The organism is Mycobacteroides franklinii (assembly GCF_001853795.1).
In the GTDB taxonomy this organism is placed as follows: domain Bacteria; phylum Actinomycetota; class Actinomycetes; order Mycobacteriales; family Mycobacteriaceae; genus Mycobacterium; species Mycobacterium franklinii.
Map to the genome: position 1 here is coordinate 195,012 of NZ_MLIK01000019.1, position 16,280 is coordinate 211,291.

General features: G+C 63.4%; 16 protein-coding genes and 1 pseudogene. 4 read left to right on the forward strand and 13 right to left on the reverse strand.

Annotation, left to right across the window (positions count from 1 at the left end):
• Window positions 1-185: 185 nt before the first annotated feature.
• Together BKG76_RS08770 and BKG76_RS08775 are read right to left on the reverse strand one after the other, a co-directional pair.
• A complete protein-coding gene (locus BKG76_RS08770) occupies window positions 186-773 on the reverse strand; it encodes a hypothetical protein (RefSeq protein ID WP_070939063.1) in 588 nt (195 codons plus the stop codon).
• 91 nt (window positions 774-864) lie between these two features.
• Entirely contained in the window at window positions 865-1,068 is a 204-nt protein-coding gene (locus tag BKG76_RS08775; protein ID WP_005064941.1) for a cold-shock protein, read from the reverse strand.
• 341 nt (window positions 1,069-1,409) lie between these two features.
• Here BKG76_RS08775 and BKG76_RS08780 point away from each other — a divergent pair, with 341 nt between their 5' ends.
• Window positions 1,410-3,719 carry a DEAD/DEAH box helicase gene (locus BKG76_RS08780; RefSeq protein WP_070937318.1) on the forward strand — a complete coding sequence of 770 codons (2,310 nt, stop codon included), beginning with the start codon at window positions 1,410-1,412 and terminating at the stop codon, window positions 3,717-3,719.
• On the opposite strand, the gene BKG76_RS08785 is transcribed toward BKG76_RS08780, so the two are convergent.
• Window positions 3,716-4,819: an NADH:flavin oxidoreductase/NADH oxidase gene (locus tag BKG76_RS08785; RefSeq protein ID WP_070937319.1), complete on the reverse strand. Its 1,104-nt coding sequence runs from the start codon at window positions 4,817-4,819 to the stop codon at window positions 3,716-3,718. The genes BKG76_RS08780 and BKG76_RS08785 overlap by 4 nt on opposite strands.
• A 92-nt stretch (window positions 4,820-4,911) precedes the next feature.
• Window positions 4,912-5,871, reverse strand: a complete 960-nt coding sequence (locus BKG76_RS08790) for an alpha/beta hydrolase (RefSeq protein WP_070937320.1) — start codon at window positions 5,869-5,871, stop codon at window positions 4,912-4,914.
• A 174-nt stretch (window positions 5,872-6,045) separates the two neighbouring features.
• Between BKG76_RS08790 and BKG76_RS08795 the strand changes: the two genes are divergently transcribed.
• The gene (locus BKG76_RS08795; protein WP_070937321.1) at window positions 6,046-6,486 is read left to right on the forward strand and encodes a nitroreductase family deazaflavin-dependent oxidoreductase; all 441 of its coding nucleotides are present in this window, start codon (window positions 6,046-6,048) and stop codon (window positions 6,484-6,486) included.
• Window position 6,487: 1 nt separating this feature from the next.
• Here BKG76_RS08795 and BKG76_RS08800 read toward each other — a convergent pair whose 3' ends face one another.
• The gene (locus BKG76_RS08800; RefSeq protein ID WP_070937322.1) at window positions 6,488-7,075 is read right to left on the reverse strand and encodes a TetR/AcrR family transcriptional regulator; all 588 of its coding nucleotides are present in this window, start codon (window positions 7,073-7,075) and stop codon (window positions 6,488-6,490) included.
• 129 nt (window positions 7,076-7,204) lie between these two features.
• Between BKG76_RS08800 and BKG76_RS08805 the strand changes: the two are divergent.
• Window positions 7,205-8,452 (forward strand): annotated as a pseudogene (locus BKG76_RS08805) (NADH:flavin oxidoreductase/NADH oxidase family protein).
• A 32-nt stretch (window positions 8,453-8,484) separates the two neighbouring features.
• Here BKG76_RS08805 and BKG76_RS08810 read toward each other — a convergent pair.
• The 5 genes from BKG76_RS08810 to BKG76_RS08830 all read right to left on the reverse strand — a co-directional run bounded on the left by BKG76_RS08810 (window position 8,485) and on the right by BKG76_RS08830 (window position 14,543).
• On the reverse strand, window positions 8,485-9,324 hold the full coding sequence (locus BKG76_RS08810; protein ID WP_236737549.1) for a class I SAM-dependent methyltransferase: 840 nt from the start codon (window positions 9,322-9,324) through the stop codon (window positions 8,485-8,487).
• Window positions 9,325-9,455: 131 nt separating this feature from the next.
• A complete protein-coding gene (locus BKG76_RS08815) occupies window positions 9,456-10,550 on the reverse strand; it encodes an NmrA family NAD(P)-binding protein (RefSeq protein ID WP_070939065.1) in 1,095 nt (364 codons plus the stop codon).
• A 65-nt stretch (window positions 10,551-10,615) separates the two neighbouring features.
• On the reverse strand, window positions 10,616-11,056 hold the full coding sequence (locus tag BKG76_RS08820) for a MarR family winged helix-turn-helix transcriptional regulator (RefSeq protein ID WP_070937323.1): 441 nt from the start codon (window positions 11,054-11,056) through the stop codon (window positions 10,616-10,618).
• Window positions 11,057-11,199: 143 nt separating this feature from the next.
• Window positions 11,200-14,142, reverse strand: coding sequence for an MMPL/RND family transporter (locus tag BKG76_RS08825; protein ID WP_070939066.1), 2,943 nt, complete (start codon window positions 14,140-14,142; stop codon window positions 11,200-11,202).
• Window positions 14,139-14,543 (reverse strand): MmpS family transport accessory protein, encoded by a 405-nt coding sequence (locus BKG76_RS08830; RefSeq protein WP_070937324.1) that lies wholly within the window; start codon window positions 14,541-14,543, stop codon window positions 14,139-14,141. The genes BKG76_RS08825 and BKG76_RS08830 overlap by 4 nt, the downstream gene beginning before the upstream one ends.
• Before the next feature lie 195 nt (window positions 14,544-14,738).
• On the opposite strand from BKG76_RS08830, the gene BKG76_RS08835 reads away from it, so the two are divergent.
• Window positions 14,739-15,374, forward strand: a complete 636-nt coding sequence (locus BKG76_RS08835; protein ID WP_070937325.1) for a TetR/AcrR family transcriptional regulator — start codon at window positions 14,739-14,741, stop codon at window positions 15,372-15,374.
• 21 nt (window positions 15,375-15,395) lie between these two features.
• Here the strand turns inward: BKG76_RS08835 and BKG76_RS08840 are convergent, their stop codons facing one another.
• The 3 genes from BKG76_RS08840 to BKG76_RS08850 all read right to left on the reverse strand — a co-directional run bounded on the left by BKG76_RS08840 (window position 15,396) and on the right by BKG76_RS08850 (window position 16,247).
• Complete coding sequence (locus BKG76_RS08840) at window positions 15,396-15,821, reverse strand: Rv3654c family TadE-like protein (protein ID WP_083337982.1); 426 nt, start codon at window positions 15,819-15,821, stop codon at window positions 15,396-15,398.
• Window positions 15,730-15,987 carry a TadE family type IV pilus minor pilin gene (locus tag BKG76_RS08845; protein ID WP_109420819.1) on the reverse strand — a complete coding sequence of 86 codons (258 nt, stop codon included), beginning with the start codon at window positions 15,985-15,987 and terminating at the stop codon, window positions 15,730-15,732. Before BKG76_RS08845 ends, BKG76_RS08840 begins: the two co-directional genes overlap by 92 nt.
• Window positions 15,988-16,055: 68 nt before the next feature.
• Window positions 16,056-16,247 carry a DUF4244 domain-containing protein gene (locus tag BKG76_RS08850; RefSeq protein ID WP_070939069.1) on the reverse strand — a complete coding sequence of 64 codons (192 nt, stop codon included), beginning with the start codon at window positions 16,245-16,247 and terminating at the stop codon, window positions 16,056-16,058.
• Between the last annotated feature and the right edge of the window lie 33 nt (window positions 16,248-16,280).

A 16,280-nucleotide genomic window follows, 5' to 3' on the forward strand; every position in this document is an offset into this window, starting at 1 on the left:
GCTTCGTCTCCTTACCTGCGCATTCAGCCGCATATGTACGGTGTACGGGCGGTTCACCGTGGTCACAAGATGACACCCCCACGCCAATTGCGCAAACCTAGCCTTGCATATAGGCGCCGGTATTCCAGATGTCAGGGTGGCCACAAGCGTGTCCGAGTCCTCGCCCACCCACTGTCAAAACCCTGCTAGACCCGCGGCCAGACGCGGAATGCATCGGTATCGCCGGGCGGTTCTCCGATGTTTTCCAATAGCCGCCCCAACCGGCGTCGTCCACTGATGCGTAACGCGGGATTGGCGCCGCGTGTTCCGATCAGGGTCGGGGCAATGCCGACACGCATCAGCGCAGCAGCCAACGCCGAATGAGTATCGGGAGCGTGGGGATCCAGCCCGAGCAGATATCTGTCGGCCTCCGGCGAGCCCGCGGCAAGTACCCAGGCGCGCAGTTCACGTGCACCCGGTAGCCATTGTGCGGGCACGGTTTTCACCGCGCCACGGGTCCAGGCTGCGGCCACCGGGAGCAGAATCGGACTCACGGCAGTACGCACCAGCGGATGGTTCTCTGTACCGGTCTCGGTGTGGCCAACCTCCGCCTGCAGACCGGTCTCGGTGATCATCTCGGCCAGCGCCAACGCCCGCCACGGCTGGTCCACGACCACCGAGATGCGCGCGCCCGCTCCACTGACCACCACCTGACCCGGTCCGGCCAGCAGCCCCGCCAAATCGGTGACCTCGGGAGGCACCGATTCGGCGGAAAAGAAGGACAGCTGGCTCACAGTCACAGACAGTACTTTCTCCGCGATCAATTTCATCGAACGAGAAACGCCCCCGGCACATGGCCAGGGGCGTTTCTACGACGGATGTGGGTCAGACGGCGCGGACGCCGGTAGCCTGCGGGCCCTTGGGGCTCTGGCCTACCTCGAACTCAACCTTCTGGTTCTCTTCCAGGGTACGGAATCCGTTGCCCTGAATCTCCGTGTAGTGGACGAAGACGTCAGCGGAGCCATCCTCGGGCGCAATGAACCCGAAGCCCTTTTCCGCGTTGAACCACTTCACAGTTCCCTGTGGCATTTCTCGATTTTCCTTCTCTTACACCGGGTGCGACGCGCCGTTCGGTACGTCGGGCCCCGTTCCGACCGCCATACCCCGTGAAGATGAACCTCGCAGGAACCGCGACCGCAACGTCGATCCTGCGAGTGCAAAACACGAACACAGAAGCTGCGACCGCCCTAAGTAGAGCATGTTTAGGGCGTTGGCGATAGCGGTGTGCCACATAAATGACGGGAAGTTCGGTGAACAGTGGCGAAACTTCGGTCGCCTTTAGGCCTGCCTTACCCTGGGACTATGGCCAAATGCGGTAACGAACTCGGCACCGTTTTGGCACAAGTGTGCAGGTCACGAGGGGTTTTGCGGTGACTGTCGGCTACGGCCGTGAGCTACTGGATCTGATCGTGGCCGGCACCCCCAGCGGCGAGACCCCGGTACGGCATATTTGCGATATTCCTGCCCGAAATGCCGAGGTGGGTACGTGGCCGCGATGGGCCGATCCTGATGCGGTAGCCGCTTTCGCGGCCCAGGGGGTGACCGTTCCGTGGTCGCACCAGGTCGCCGCCGCTTCCCTGGCTTTCGCGGGGCGCCATGTGGTGGTAGCCACCGGCACCGCATCCGGCAAGTCGGTGGCATACCAACTACCGATCCTGACCGCACTGGCGTCCGAGTCCCGCGCACGGGCCCTTTACCTGGCGCCCACCAAGGCGCTCGGCCATGACCAGCTGCGCTCGGTACGCGAATTAATCACGGGGATTGACAATTTCGAGCGGGTACTGCCCTGCGCATATGACGGCGACAGCTCCAACGAGCTGCGCCGGTTCGCGCGCGAGAGCTCACGCTGGATCTTCACCAATCCCGACATGATGCATGTGTCGCTGCTGCACAACCACACCCGCTGGTCAGCGTTCCTACGCGGCCTGCGTTACCTCGTGGTGGACGAATGCCATTACTACCGAGGCGTTTTCGGCTCAAATGTGGCACTTGTCCTACAGCGGCTGTTGCGCCTGTGCGAACGGTACGGTTCGCACCCGACGGTGGTATTCGCCAGTGCCACGACCGCAAATCCCGGCGCGGCCGCGCGGGCTCTGATCGGGCAGCCCGTCCAAGAGGTGATCGCCGACGGATCGCCGCACGGGATGCGCACGGTCGCGCTGTGGGAGCCGCCACTGCTGCCGATCACCGGCGAGAACGGGGCGCCCGTACGACGCCCGGTGAGCACCGAGACCTCCCGGCTGCTGGCCGATCTTGTCCAGGAGGGCGCGCGGACACTGGCCTTCGTCAGATCGCGGCGTGGGGCCGAGATGACAGCGCTTGGTGCGGCCCACCGGCTCGCCGAGGTCGATCCGGCATTGGCATCCCAGGTAGCCGCGTATCGGGCGGGGTATCTGCCAGAGGACCGCCGGGCACTGGAGCAGGCGTTATCGACGGGCACATTGACGGGCGCCGCGACGACGAACGCTCTTGAGCTGGGCGTGGACATCGCCGGGCTGGATGCCGTTGTGGTGGCAGGGTTCCCGGGCACCGTGGCCTCCTTCTGGCAGCAGGCCGGCCGCTCCGGCCGCCGAGGTCAGGGCTCGCTAGTGGTGCTGGTCGCCCGCGATGACCCGCTGGATACCTATCTGGTACACCATCCGGGCGCACTCTTGGACAAACCGATCGAAGCGGTCGTGATCGATCCGACCAATCCGCATGTGCTGCGGCCTCACCTGCTCTGCGCGGCAACAGAACTTCCCCTGACCGAAGATGATGTGCATTCTCTCGGCGCGGCACAGGTGGTCGCCGATCTCGTCGACGACGGGCTGCTACGCAAGCGTCCGGGCGGATATTTCGCGGCTCCGGGCCTCAATCCGTATGCGGCGGTGGATATCCGTGGATCGATAGGTGGTCAGGTCATGATCCTGGAGGCCGACACCGGACGAGTGCTGGGCACCGTCGATACCGGCCGGGCACCGGCGACGGTGCATCCGGGCGCCGTCTACCTGCATTCCGGCGAGACCTATGTTGTCGATTCACTCGATTTCGGTGACGGAATTGCCCTGGTGCACAACGACAGCCCCGACTATTCGACATTCGCCCGGTCCACCATCGATATCGCGATCACCGGCGAGGGTGAACGGGTCGACCTCGGCGACGTGCAGATCGGGCTGGTGCCGGTGGACGTCACCCACCAGGTGATCGGTTATCTCCGCAAGCTGGCGACCGGCGAGGTCCTCGACTTCGTCGAGCTCGACATGCCCTCCTCGACACTGAGCACCAAGGCGGTGATGTACACCGTCACACCGGAAGCATTGGCGGGCATCGATATCGATCCACTCTCGACCCCCGGGGCCCTGCATGCCGCCGAGCATGCCGCGATCGGCCTGCTGCCGTTGGTGGCCAGCTGCGATCGTGGCGATATCGGCGGCGTGTCTACCGCGCTTCAGCCCGAGACGGATCTGCCGACGGTTTTCGTGTACGACGGCCATCCCGGCGGCGCGGGTTTCGCGGCCCGGGGATACGAGAAGCTTGCGACCTGGCTGGGCGCGACGGCCGCCGCCATCGATGCCTGCGAGTGCGAGGCGGGATGTCCGTCGTGCGTGCAATCGCCCAAGTGCGGCAATGGAAATTCTCCACTGGACAAGACCGCGGCCGTCAAGGTGCTGCGTCTGGTGGTGTCCCGGCTACCGGGTTAGAAGGCCCGCGCGTACTGCCTGGGTACCGCGGGGCTCAGTTCGGCGCCCAGCTCACGCGCGGCCCGCCGGGGCCAGTACGGGTCACGTAGCAGCTCACGACCCAGCAGCACTGCGGATGCGTCGCCCGCGGCAAGAATGGATTCGGCCTGGTGCGGTTCGGTGATCATGCCGACCGCCGCTGCGGGAAGCGACGTCTCCGTCTGGATACGCCGGGCGAACCGCACCTGATATCCGGGCCCGGTCGGGATCCGCACATGCGGCACGTTGCCCCCGGTCGACACGTCGATCAGGTCCACGCCGCGTGGCTGCAGCAGCCGCGCCAACTCGACTGTCTGATCGGGTGTCCAGCTGGCCGCCTCCAGTCCCGGCTCCTCCGATACCCAGTCGGTCGCCGACACCCTGACGAACAGCGGCAGATGTTCGGGCCAGACGGTACGAACGGCGGCGACGGTGTCGAGAGTGAGCTTGGCCCGTCCAGAAAAGGAGCCGCCGTACTCGTCGGTGCGGGTATTGCTTGCCGGAGAAAGGAACTGGTGCTGGATATATCCGTGCGCGGCGTGTACCTCAAGAACCTGGAAGCCGGCCCGCAACGCGCGCTGCGCCGTGCTGACGTAGTCCTCGACGATCTTCGTGAGGTCGGCGGTGGTGGCCTCCACGGGCGGCACGAAGTCGCCGTAGGGCAGGTCGGTGGGCCCAATTGTCTCCCAGCTCAACGGGTCCGACGGATCCAAGGAGGCGTGTCCGTCCCACGGCGCGACGGTCGACGCCTTGCGCCCGGCATGGCCGAGCTGTATGGCCGGCACGGCACCGAAATGCTTGATGCGTTCCACGACGGCCGCCCAGGCCTGCTCCTGGGTGTCGTTCCATAGCCCGGTGTCGTACGGCGAGAGCCGCCCTCGCGCATTCACCGCGGTGGCCTCGGTGAACACCAATCCGGCTCCGCCGACCGCGCGGCTGATCAGGTGGGTGCGGTGCCAGTCGTTCGGGGCGCCGACAAGAGGCCCAGTCGGATCCGCAGAGTACTGGCACATCGGCGACATCCAGATCCGATTGGGAATGGTGATGTCGCGCAGCCGGTATGGCTCGAACAGCAGGCTCATGGTGCGAAGGCTCCTCGCGTCGGGTCTACGGCCAGCAGAGCGGGCCCGGCACAATCCAACGCATACACGCGCGGGATGCTTCCCGCGCCCGGTTAGCCCGCCTGCTCGGTCGCCGACCCCTGATCGGCCGCGGACAGCGCCTCGCGGATGAAATCGGCGGAGAGCACCACGGCCTCGGCCGTATCGCGGGAGACTGCGATGGCCGGGAAGGCGTGCAACTGCCACGAGTAGCTGTGCACCTTGGCGACCACACCCGCGGCGGAGAGTTTCTCGGCCAGTTCGATGGCATCCGGCTCCAGGAATTCATCCTGTGCGGTGATGAGCAACGTGGGGGGATACGCCTCGACGGGTACCGAAATCACCCGTCGTTCACCAGTGAATTCCACTGGCCCCCTGTCGAACTTGGGTGCCAGCTTCTTGAGCTTGCCCTTGGGCAGATACGCGTCGTGACGGCTGGTGCTGGCCGGGTTTGCAGCCAAGTCAAGGTCCAACAGTGGTGAATAGCCGACATAGGCAATGGGTTTCGGCAGTCCATGGGCATGTGCGTATTCGATGACCTTGCCACTCAGGTACCCGCCGGCCGAGTCGCCGACGACGATCACCCGGGCGTAGTCCTGCAGCAGCTCGCGGTAGGCCTGCACCGCGTCCGCCACCGACGAACCCACACCAACCTCCGGCAGCTGCCGGTAATCCAATACATAGACGGGGACCCGGAGCTGGCGGGCCAGCAGGCCGGTGATCTTGCGATGTGTGGCCGGCCCGCACGCGATGAACGCACCGCCGTGCAGATAGAGGATGGCGGTGTCGGAGTCCGAAGCCGCCGTCCCCGCCGAAACCATCAGATCCGTGGGCCTGTTGGCCAATGCCACCCGCGTCCGTTCGATGCCTGGTGCGTCAGGACCGCGCAGTGCGCCACGGTCCAGCCACTTGAGCTGCCGGAGGGCCGAGTCGAAGACCGGGAACACGATCAGCAGCGGCTTGATGAAAAGCAGCACAAAAAGGAACGACAAGCGGACCTTGAGGCCCGACTTGGGGTGCAGGGTGACGACCATCCGTTCACGCTACCGCCAGGTATTTGGTGGTCACGGCGGGGCCGCTCAACAGTGCCGAATGCAATGTTGACACCGCTCACTCCGCTGGTATGTTTGCACTGTTAACACGGTTCCTGGCGGCACGCCCGCGGAAGGCCCGTCCCCGAGTGTGAGCTTCAGCCCAAGGAGCAGGCAATGAGCAAGAACGCGTTGAAAGACCGCGGCGCCAAGTTGATGAATCTCGCTCATCGAGTGGTACTCACGGTCAGCGGAAACCGATTGCTGGCAGAACCGTTCGGTATGCCGGTGGTGGAGTTACACACGGTCGGACGCAAGTCGGGCCAGCCGCGATCCTGCTACCTCACCACCCCGGTCCACGACTCCGATCGCGTCGTCCTGGTCGCCTCGAAGGGCGGTGATGACCGAAACCCCGAGTGGTACCTGAACCTGCAGGCGCGTCCCGACGCCGAGCTGGTCATCAACGGACGGCGGCACCGCGTGCGCGCCCGTACCGCCGACACGCAGGAGAGGGCAGAACTCTGGCCGCAAATCGTCGCGGCGTACAACGGATACGCCGGCTATCAGCGGCGGACCTCGCGCGAAATCCCGGTGGTGATCTGCGAGCTGCTGGCCTGATCTAGTGCTCGTGATCGGCGGCCGCAACCGCAGCGCGCACGGCCGCGCGAACGCGCTGCACCACTAGCTCGGGAGGCTGGGTCTCGAATTTTCCGTCGAGGTGCAGGAACGCCAGCCCATGGACCAGCGCCCACATCGCGGTGGCCGCCGCCTCCGGATCTGACGCCGGGAACGTCTTCCCGGCGATCGATTGCAAGTACTCACCGATCGCCGCGGCAGCAGCGGTCCGTTCGGGATTGTTCGGGTCGCAGGGCTCGGCGAACATCACACGGAAGAGCCCGGGCCGATCGAGTGCGAACTGCACATATGCCACCGCAACGGCGGCAATGTCATCCACCGTGGAAGGTGCGGCACTGGCCGAGGCAAGCTGAGTCGCCAACTGCTGGTAGCCAATTGCCGCGACCGCGGACACCAAGGCATTGCGGTCGGCGAAGTGCCGATACGGGGCCGCGGTCGATACGCCGGCGCGACGCGCGGCGGCGCGTAGCGAAAGCTCACTGGCCCCATTCTCTTCGAGGAGCTCCATGGCAGCGCGCAACAGCGCACTGGGCAAGTCGCCATGGTGGTACGTCTCCGACGTGATGGCCATACCTCAAACCTAACCAGTGTTGACAGTGCTTACATCTACGCCTACCGTATTGCCTAGACATTGTAAGCACTGATTACATTACAGGCCTGGAGGGCATTTCTTGTGACAAGCAATCTTCGAGCGGACGACTTGTTCGCACCCCTTCAGCTGCGCAGCGGACAGGTCCTTCCCTCCCGGATCGCCAAAGCAGCCATGGAGGAGGGCATGGCAGGCGCCGGACAGGTCCCCGACGATCGGCTGATCAACCTGTACCGCCGCTGGGGTGCCGGCGGTACAGGACTGCTGATCACCGGGAACGTGATGGTGCACGCGGAGGCCTTGACCGGTCCCGGCGGAATTGTGCTCGACGCCGAAGCGCCGCTGGATCCCTTCGTGCGGTGGGCACACGCGGGGAAAGCCGCGGGCGCCCGCATGTGGATGCAGATCAACCACCCCGGCCGACAGGTTCAAGCGAACATGCCGGGTGTGGTGTGGGGCCCGTCCGATATCGCCGTCGACATCGGCAGCCAGTCCAAGCGATTCGGCAGGCCGGTCGCGATGACCCACCGCCAGATCGAAGACACCATCGCCCGTTTCGTCACCACAGCGCAGCGTGCCGAGCAGGCAGGGTTCGACGGGGTGGAGGTCCACGCCGCGCACGGATACCTACTCTCGCAATTCCTTTCGCCGTTGGTCAACAGCCGCACCGATGAATGGGGAGGCTCGCTCGAGAACCGGGCACGCCTGCTGGTCGAGATAGTCCGAACAATCCGTGCGGTGGTGCCCCCCGGTTTCGCCGTCGCCGTCAAACTGAATTCCGCGGACTTCCAACGTGGCGGTTTCGACGCCGACGACGCACGCAAGGTCATCGCATTGCTCGAGCCCGTCGGCGTCGATCTGATCGAGATATCCGGCGGAAGCTACGAAAGCCCGGCGATGACCGGCCGCCCCACCGATGGCCGTACCGCCGCGCGCGAGGCCTACTTCCTGGACCTTGCCGCCGATTTGGCCAAGACCAGCACCCTTCCGTTGATGTTGACCGGCGGCATCTCTCGGCGTGACACTGCCGAACAGGTACTGGCCAACAACGTGGCAACGGTAGGGATGGGCACGGCGCTCGCGGTGACCCCAGACCTACCGCTCCGCTGGCGCGAGGGGCAGGGTGCCACCGATGCATTACGACCCATCACATGGAAAAACAAGCAGCTGGCGTCCGCCGCGAGCATGGCGATGGTCCGCTACCAGCTACGCCGAATGGCCAACGGCGACAATCCGTCTCCACGGGTGCGGCCAGCCTGAGCGCTGGTAGTGGATCAACTCGTCCAGCGCCGAGCATTGCGCAATTACACACGCTGGTTGGCATCGCGACACAACTCCGCAACCTCGGTCGGTGTCTAATCTTGATTGCAGGGCAATAGATTTCGGAGACCTTAGGCGGGCTTTGTGGCTCGGATCGTATAGGTCAAGGGCATGACCCCCGATCGTTCGGTCAGCGCCCATTCGCCACCGGGCCGCGCTGTCATCAGACCGGGTAGCGCCTCCCACGGCACACTGTCATGCTCGAGGAGAAGATCGATACGAAGTCCGCTATTGATCAACGCCATCACGATCTCACCCAGCGAGTGGTTCCACTCGTAGGTCTTGGATGACTGAATGATCTTGTCCGTCGGGACGTACGTCTGACCGTCATCCCATTCCAGCGGCTGGTCCTGCTCGAAGTACGGGTAGCGCAGATGCGGTTCGTCGCCCGGGGATTCATCCATCGACCACAGGATGGGATGTCCTTCACGTATGACGAGAGATCCGCCGGGCGCGAGCAGTGCCGACACCACCTCGGCCCACGCGGCGACGCGCGGCAGCCAGCACAGTGCCCCGATTCCGGTGTACACAAGATCGAAACTGTTGCGCGGTAATGCCTTTGCCGCATCATGGACATCCGCCTGCACGAACGTCACGGCATCACCGGCCTCAGCAGCCAGCACCCGCGCCTCACGTATGGCATCTTCGGAGAAGTCCAGCCCCGTCACGGTGGCACCCAGACGGGCCAGTGAAATGGTGTCGGTACCGATATGACATTGCAGATGCACCGCGTTCTTGCCCGCGATATCGCCCAACACCGGCAGGTCGAAACGGACGACTTCGGAGAGCAACAACCGATCTTCGACGAACGCCTGAACCTGGTATCCGGACCCGTCACGGGCCGCATGAATCGCGGCCCGCTCGTTCCAGTTGGCGCGATTGGCACCTAGCCAACCATCCATCTCACCCATGGTTGCCATCCTATGGGCGCGAACAACCTATTTACCGGTCGCTACCGCACGGGCTACTGCCTGTCGGGATTCTCTTATCGTGCAGTCGAATCCGAGATCTTCGCGACAGAGTCCATCACGTTCTATGACTATCACAGCTTGCCGGTCCGCAGGTCTTGACTACTCTTCAGAATGGCCGCGTCCAGACTCCAGTTTTCCGGTTGCACCCGCTCCCACAGGCTGCCCTGCCCGCGCTCCCTGCCCAATTCCTCCTCACGTGCGAACCACTGCTCAGCTGTGCGGATCCTATTCGGGTGGATTTCATCCAGCAGTGCGTAATCACGTGTGACGATTCCGTCTTTCCACAGATTCCAGAAGCCGGTGAAGTTGTCGCGGAATGTCATGGTGCTTGGGTCATGCGGGTCCGCGTTGTATCCGGCGGGACTATCAGCCATGCCGCCAAGTGGCCCCTGCCAATAGGCGTCCAGATCGGTGTCTACGTACCGCGCGGGATGCCCGGTGACCTTTTCGAACGCCCGGGCAAGCTCGCTGTACGGAATGTGGTCGATGGCCACTTCGAGGTCCATGCCATTGGACCGGTCGGTGTTGTCGAAGAGCCACCGGACGTAATAGCCGCAATCTTCAAGCGAGACATGGGGTACCGCTCCGGTGCCGAGTGGAACACGCCAGGTGACGATGCCGTCCTCCACTGTGGGCGCCATGGGTGTCAGCGGCGAGATCGTCATCTCGATGTAGGGACCCGACGTGAAGATGGCCGCACCCATCCGCTCGGCGTTCGTCTGATTCTGAAGCAGAATCCATTCTGCGATGCGCCCCTTACCGTCATAGTGGCCGACGCGGTACGTGGAGTCGTAGCCTGCCTTCTTGAGCCCGTAGTCAAGATTTCCGTACACGAGGAACTTGACCCCTTCCTCGATGGCGATCTCGTAGGCGCGGATCGCCCAGTACATCTCGGTTTTCTCGCCGGTATTGAATCCGTCGATGTTGATGAACGCACCGTCGCATCCGCGAAACCCTTCTCGGAGAATGGTTTCGTCGGCAAAGGTGCCCTCAAGGGCCGAAGTATTTCCCAATTCCAGCAGCGCTCGTGCCCGCGCACTCGCGGCATCGCGGGTGAGGAATCGGACGGAATACTGCTTGTCGACTACGAGGGCCCGCGCGACGGGAATGCCCTGGGCACCCGTGGCCCCGATCATGAAGATCTTTGAGGTGGCATGTGATGGCATTGCGACGTACTCCTTATGGTGTATATGCAACATTTGGGATGACTATGGGTGGACCATGTTGATCGTTAATCGCCGGGCAGCAGACCGATATTGGTCGCCAGGGTACGGACGGCTTTGACCCCACCGGATCCCAAGAGCTGCGCAGCCTCTTCTTGCGCTCGCCGCCATTCGGGCATCACGGTCTCGACCTTTTCACCACCCGATGAAGTCAACGCGACCTCGCGCACTCCCTTGGCGTCCGACGACACGGCTTCTACCCAGCCGCGCCTGATCAACAGACTCAGGTTGCGACTGACGGTCGAGCGTTCCAGTTGCAAGACCTCGCCGATGCGTGCCGGGGAGCAGGGACCGATCTTGCCCAGAGCTGCCATGAGGTTGATTTGCGCAATGCTCACATCATGGCCCTCGAGGGCGCGATCGTAGACGCCCGTAATGGCCCGGCCGAGCAGCCGGACGCGGACCGCCAGGCAGTTACTCGCGATCTCGTCGACAGCACCTGTGACCATGAGACCATTGTTGCATATACATCATTGGTAGGCAATGAAGCAGGAAACTCCTTGCGGTTACCCCACACTCGCCGGTCGCGGGCCACTGTTCGTCCTGTGGCCCGCGACCGGCAAGTGATCACGTCAAGAATGTGGGCAATCCGTCAAACCCGGGTGGTCTCCGACTCGCCCGATTGCAGGCCCCGTTCGGGCTCATCCCTGAACGTGGCGTGTTTCCGTGCGGGCAGTTTCTGGGGCCACCAGAACCATGGTCCGAGGATTCTGGCCAGTGGCATGACCAGGAACAGCCGGACGATCATCATGTCGAAGATCAAGCCGATGCAGATGGTAGATCCGGCCTGCCCGATGTTGACCACGTCACTGGAGAGCATCGCCAGCATGGTGCCGGCCAACACGAAGGCCGCGGTGACCGCCACATTGCCCGAACCCGCGATGGTGCGGATCAGGCCCGTGCGGATACCTGCGTGCAACTCCTCCCGATACCGAGAAAGCAACAGCAGGTTGTAGTCGCACCCCACCCCGACAAGCACGATGAATGCGATCGGCAGTGTGAGCCAGTGCAATTCAATGCCGATGAGTGTTTCCCAGATGAAGGCGGCCAATCCCAGGGAGCCCAGGAAAGAGAGCACCACAGTGATCAAGACAATCACCGAACCGGCCAGGGTGCGGGTGATGACCATGACGATAAGGAACACCAGCCCAAACGTGGCCAGCATCATCGTCAAGATGTCATTCATGGAAAACGCCTGAACATCACGGTAATTCGCAGATGCCCCGGCCACCAGCAGATCAACATTGGACAGCGACGTCCCCTTGATGGCCTCATGCGCGGCGGTTTCGGCGCGCTGGATCTGATCAATGCCTTCCGGGCTCATGGCCTCGCCCTGGTGGTAGATCAGGATCCGGGCACCCTTGCCGTCGGGGGTCATCATGAATTTCAAACCGGTCTGGAAGTCCTTGGTCTTGAACGACTCCGGCGGCATGAAGAAGAAATCGTCATTCTTGGCGTTATCGAAGGCCTTCCCCATATCCACCATCGGATCGATCATCGGCTCCAGCTGCGCGATGGTGGCATGGAACAGGCTTTGCATCGTGAGCGTCAACTGCTGCATGACACCCATGTTCTGCACCATCGCATTGAGTTGGGTGATCATCTGCGGGGTGGCCGCATCCACCATGCTAAGCCCATCAACCATCGGGCCCAGTTGTGAGGTCGCTTCATCGATGTTGTCGATCGACTCATTCAGTGAGCGCATGGCCCAGCAGATGGGAATATCGAAACAGTGTGGCTCCCAATACATGTAATTGCGCAGTGGCCGGAAGAAGTCGTCGAAGTTGGCCAGATTATCGCGGGTCTTGTCCATCGCGGCCTTCAACCCACGAGATGCCTCGACGGACATCTGTGTGCCCGCGGAGAGCTGGCCGGTTATCTCGGCCATCTTCTTGGTCGAGGTCATCATGTCGCCCATGCGCGCGGCCATGGTGTCGATATCGGCGACCCGGTCCTTCAAGAACCCGAGGTTCTGGCCGATCTTGGTGCCCATCGACCCCATCGCATAAGGAAGCGAGGCATGTTCCAGCGGCCGTCCGTTCGGGCGGGTAATGCTCTGCACCATCGAAATACCCGGCGTACGAACAATATTCTTGGCGACGCGATCCAGGCTGATCATGTCGGTGGTGTTGCGCATATCGTGATCGGCCTTGATGTACAGCGTGTCGATGGACAGCTGGCTCGGCTGAAAATGCCGGTCCGCGGCGTCATAGCCTCGTGACGATTCCACACTCTTCGGCGCGTAATCGCGATCGTTATAACTCACCGTGTAGTTGGCCAGGTTCGCGATACACAGCGGAATCACCAGCGCCGCAACGGCGATCATCGCGGCAGGCCACTTGGCGATCGCCGTGCCCAGCTTGCGCCAGACCGGACTGGTCTTGGCCGGCGCAGACAACCAGGGCACCTTGCTGCCCAGCGTCAGCAGCGCAGGCCCCAGGGTCAGCGCCGCGATAACGGCGACAACCATCGCCACGAAGCACGGCGGGCCCAAGGTCCGGAAGTAGTCGAGCGTGGTGAGACTAAGGCACAGGCACGCACCGGATATCGCAATACCCGAGCCCAGAACAACGTGGGCCACACTGCGCACCGAGGTGTAGTACGCCGACTCCCGATCCTCTCCGGCGCGCCGCGCCTCCTGGAAACGGCCCAGGTAAAAGATGCCGTAATCGGTGGCCACACCCAGGACAAGCGATACGGCCATGTTCATCGCGAACGACGAGATCCCGATGATGTGATTTTCGACCAGCAGCGAGACCACACCGCGGGCTGTGGCCAGCGTGATCAGGACTCCGAACAGCGGGATGATTGCCCGGGTGATGGAGCGGTAGGCGATGAGCAGCATCGCGATGATCACCACGACCGTGACGACCGTCAACGTAACCATGCTCTCGTCGGCGGCATTGAGAGTGTCCGAGGCCAACGGCGCCGGACCACTCACGTACACGTTGAGCCCCTCGGGCTTCTCCTTGTCCAGCTGGTCGATGATGCCCCGGATGGCCTTGATCGACCTGTTCGAGTCGGCGTCGCCCAGATCGCCTGCGGGCCGCACGGTCAGCGTCGCGGCTTGCGCGTCTGCGCTCTGCTGACCCGACCTCGTGACCGGGTCACCCCACAGATCCATCAGCGACTGCACGTGCTCTTTGTCATCGAGCAGACGGCGAACCATCTCGTCGTAGTACTTGTGGTCCTGCTCGCCGAGCGTGCGGCCCTGTGTCTCGAGAACAATCACCGCCATGCTCGTGTAGTCGGACTCCTGGAAGTCCTGGCCCTGCGTGATGGCAGCGGCCGACGAGGGCGCGTCGCGCGGAATCATGGCCTTGGCGTTGGCCGCCGTCGTTTCTTCCAGGGTGGGCACGAAGATGTTCAGTGCCGCGGCGGCCGCCACCCAGAAAATCACCACCGGGATCGCCAGCACGCGGAGCAATCGCACTGGCCCAGGGCGCTTTTCGGGCTCCTTCGCTATCGGCGGTGCGGGCGGTACCAGTACCGGACCCGTGGTCTCGTCCTCCGGCGGCTGCTGACCCGATGTCATGCTGCCGTCACCGTGCACGCAACCGCGGCGCTGGGATGATTCACGACCTGTTCCTCGCGGACCTCGCCGTTGACCCGAATCCGGCATCCCAACGAGTCCCCGTCGACCTGAGCGACCAGGCTCAGCGAGGCCGCCGACGACATCGTGGTTTCAGAGACCGACCACGGCAGCGACGTCAGCACGACGTCGACAGGTTCGCTATTGAGGTTGGCATAGGACACCTTCCCGCTAGTTCCCAAATTGCCGAACACCTCGTAGGTGACGTTCTTGGGATTGATCTGCACAACCGTGGCCGGAATCGGCCGCGTGGACGGCGGGTGGCTGATCGCCTGCGACTTCTCCCGAATGCGATTCACCCCGAAGCCAACGACCGCGATGACAAGTAGCGCCACCAACGGCATCCACAACGTGCCGAGAATTCGCCCGGCCTGGCCTTTTGACCGTCTGCGTCGGCTCGTCACTGAGCACACCTGGCTAGAACGGCATGGACAGCGAACACGCGATCCTCCTCAGGATTGGCAGCGCACATCTCGTTGTTACTGTTGGTAACATAACTCTTGTTACCAACAGTAACAAGTCGGCTAGGCTGTTGACTCATGGAGGCAAGCCCGACGTCCGGCGCAGGGTCGCGTCGACCGTGGGTGGAGCGCCATGCGCACCTGTTGGACGCCGCCGAACAGCTGTTTTTCGAGCGCGGATTCGCCGCTGTGTCGTTGAGTGACATTGCCCACGCCGCAGGTGTCACCAAGCCGATTGCCTACCGCCACTTCAAAACCAAGGACGGGGCGTACGTGGCCTGCGCCCGTCGGGCCCATGTCGACTTCGCGCAGGCCCTGGTGCAGCGCGTGGATCCCTCGCTGACGGTGCGCGAGCAGTTCGCCGCTGCCGCCGATCTCTTTTTTGCGCTCGTGGAGACTCAGCCGCAGCGGTGGGAACTCATCTATGGGAGCGCTGCGGTGCTGCCCGCCGAGTCGCGTGAAGAGCTTTCCGCGCTGCGGTCAGACAACATCGAGACGATCTACGCACTGATCACCAAGGATCAGCCCGGCATACCCAAGCTGTTCGCCGAAGGACTCTCGCACGCCATGTCCGGGGCGGCGGAACGTCTTGGGCTTTGGTGGCAATCCCGTCCCGACCTGGACCGGCGACACATGGTCAACATCTACGTGGAAATCTTCTATGCCGCGGTAGCGCCCTATCTCGACGCACCGCACTCGACAACCAAACGCTGATCAGTACCTCCGTCACCGTCTTCAGCTGACCGGTCCCGCCCGGGCGGCCGCTCGTGCCGAGCCCACACCGAACCGGCCCAGCATCACCGGAACAGACACGGCAACAACAACATCGAGGTCTTCCACCGCGCAGCGGGTCACGGCCGCACCCATCCGCCGGGCAATCGCGGCAGCCTCCACACACGCAGGCGCGACGCCGTAGAGAGCGTGTTGCGCCCCTGCCAACGCCGACAGATCCGCCACGGCCTGAGCACGATGTCGCGCCACCACGGCTGTGCCCACCGCGGCGCCCCCAGCCGTCAACGCCAACAGCACCGCCATCATCGCCACCGCAACAATGGTCGCCGAGCCGTTATCAGCCCTCAGGTTCCATCGCCGAAACCGACTCGGCGGCAATCGAAACAGTCGGCAACAACCGACTCGTCGCGGTGACTCGTGCCACCGCATAGCCACCCTCGCGCCGAACCTCAACCACTGCACCCCGAGGAGCGATCCGGTGCGCCGCCGATCGCGCGTCGGCGTCATCCCCACGCGCCGCCAACCGTGCCGCCTCACGAGAGGCGTCCACACAACGCACCTGCATCGACACCGCCTGAATTCCGCTGGCACACATCACCAGTACCGCCACCAATGCCGCGATACCGAACGCGGCCTCGACCGTCACGGCCCCGGTGTCGTCGCCTAGACGCTGGTGTTGAGCGCGCGGGTGATGATGTTGGTGAGCGCACTGACAATCGAATCCCCGGTGACCACCGTGTAGAGAATCGCCCCGAACGCCGCCGCAGCGATCGTCCCGATCGCATATTCCACGGTCGACATGCCGTCCTCCGACTCGACGACCACCACCAGCTGTCGACGGAGCTTGGTCAATATGTTGCGTATCAATGGATTCCCTCCCTATTGGTC

Bases quoted from the DNA above. Each gene is read 5' to 3' on its own strand.
- BKG76_RS08840 (WP_083337982.1), bottom strand. From the start codon at position 15,821: ATGCGGTGGCACGAGTCACCGCGACGAGTCGGTTGTTGCCGACTGTTT.
- BKG76_RS08795 (WP_070937321.1), top strand. From the start codon at position 6,046: ATGAGCAAGAACGCGTTGAAAGACCGCGGCGCCAAGTTGATGAATCTC.
- BKG76_RS08835 (WP_070937325.1), top strand. From the start codon at position 14,739: ATGGAGGCAAGCCCGACGTCCGGCGCAGGGTCGCGTCGACCGTGGGTG.
- BKG76_RS08830 (WP_070937324.1), bottom strand. From the start codon at position 14,543: ATGCCGTTGGTGGCGCTACTTGTCATCGCGGTCGTTGGCTTCGGGGTG.
- BKG76_RS08810 (WP_236737549.1), bottom strand. From the start codon at position 9,324: ATGGGTGAGATGGATGGTTGGCTAGGTGCCAATCGCGCCAACTGGAAC.
- BKG76_RS08790 (WP_070937320.1), bottom strand. From the start codon at position 5,871: ATGGTCGTCACCCTGCACCCCAAGTCGGGCCTCAAGGTCCGCTTGTCG.
- BKG76_RS08800 (WP_070937322.1), bottom strand. From the start codon at position 7,075: ATGGCCATCACGTCGGAGACGTACCACCATGGCGACTTGCCCAGTGCG.
- BKG76_RS08785 (WP_070937319.1), bottom strand. From the start codon at position 4,819: ATGAGCCTGCTGTTCGAGCCATACCGGCTGCGCGACATCACCATTCCC.
- BKG76_RS08845 (WP_109420819.1), bottom strand. From the start codon at position 15,987: ATGTGTGCCAGCGGAATTCAGGCGGTGTCGATGCAGGTGCGTTGTGTG.
- BKG76_RS08815 (WP_070939065.1), bottom strand. From the start codon at position 10,550: ATGCCATCACATGCCACCTCAAAGATCTTCATGATCGGGGCCACGGGT.
- BKG76_RS08775 (WP_005064941.1), bottom strand. From the start codon at position 1,068: ATGCCACAGGGAACTGTGAAGTGGTTCAACGCGGAAAAGGGCTTCGGG.
- BKG76_RS08820 (WP_070937323.1), bottom strand. From the start codon at position 11,056: ATGGTCACAGGTGCTGTCGACGAGATCGCGAGTAACTGCCTGGCGGTC.
- BKG76_RS08825 (WP_070939066.1), bottom strand. From the start codon at position 14,142: ATGACATCGGGTCAGCAGCCGCCGGAGGACGAGACCACGGGTCCGGTA.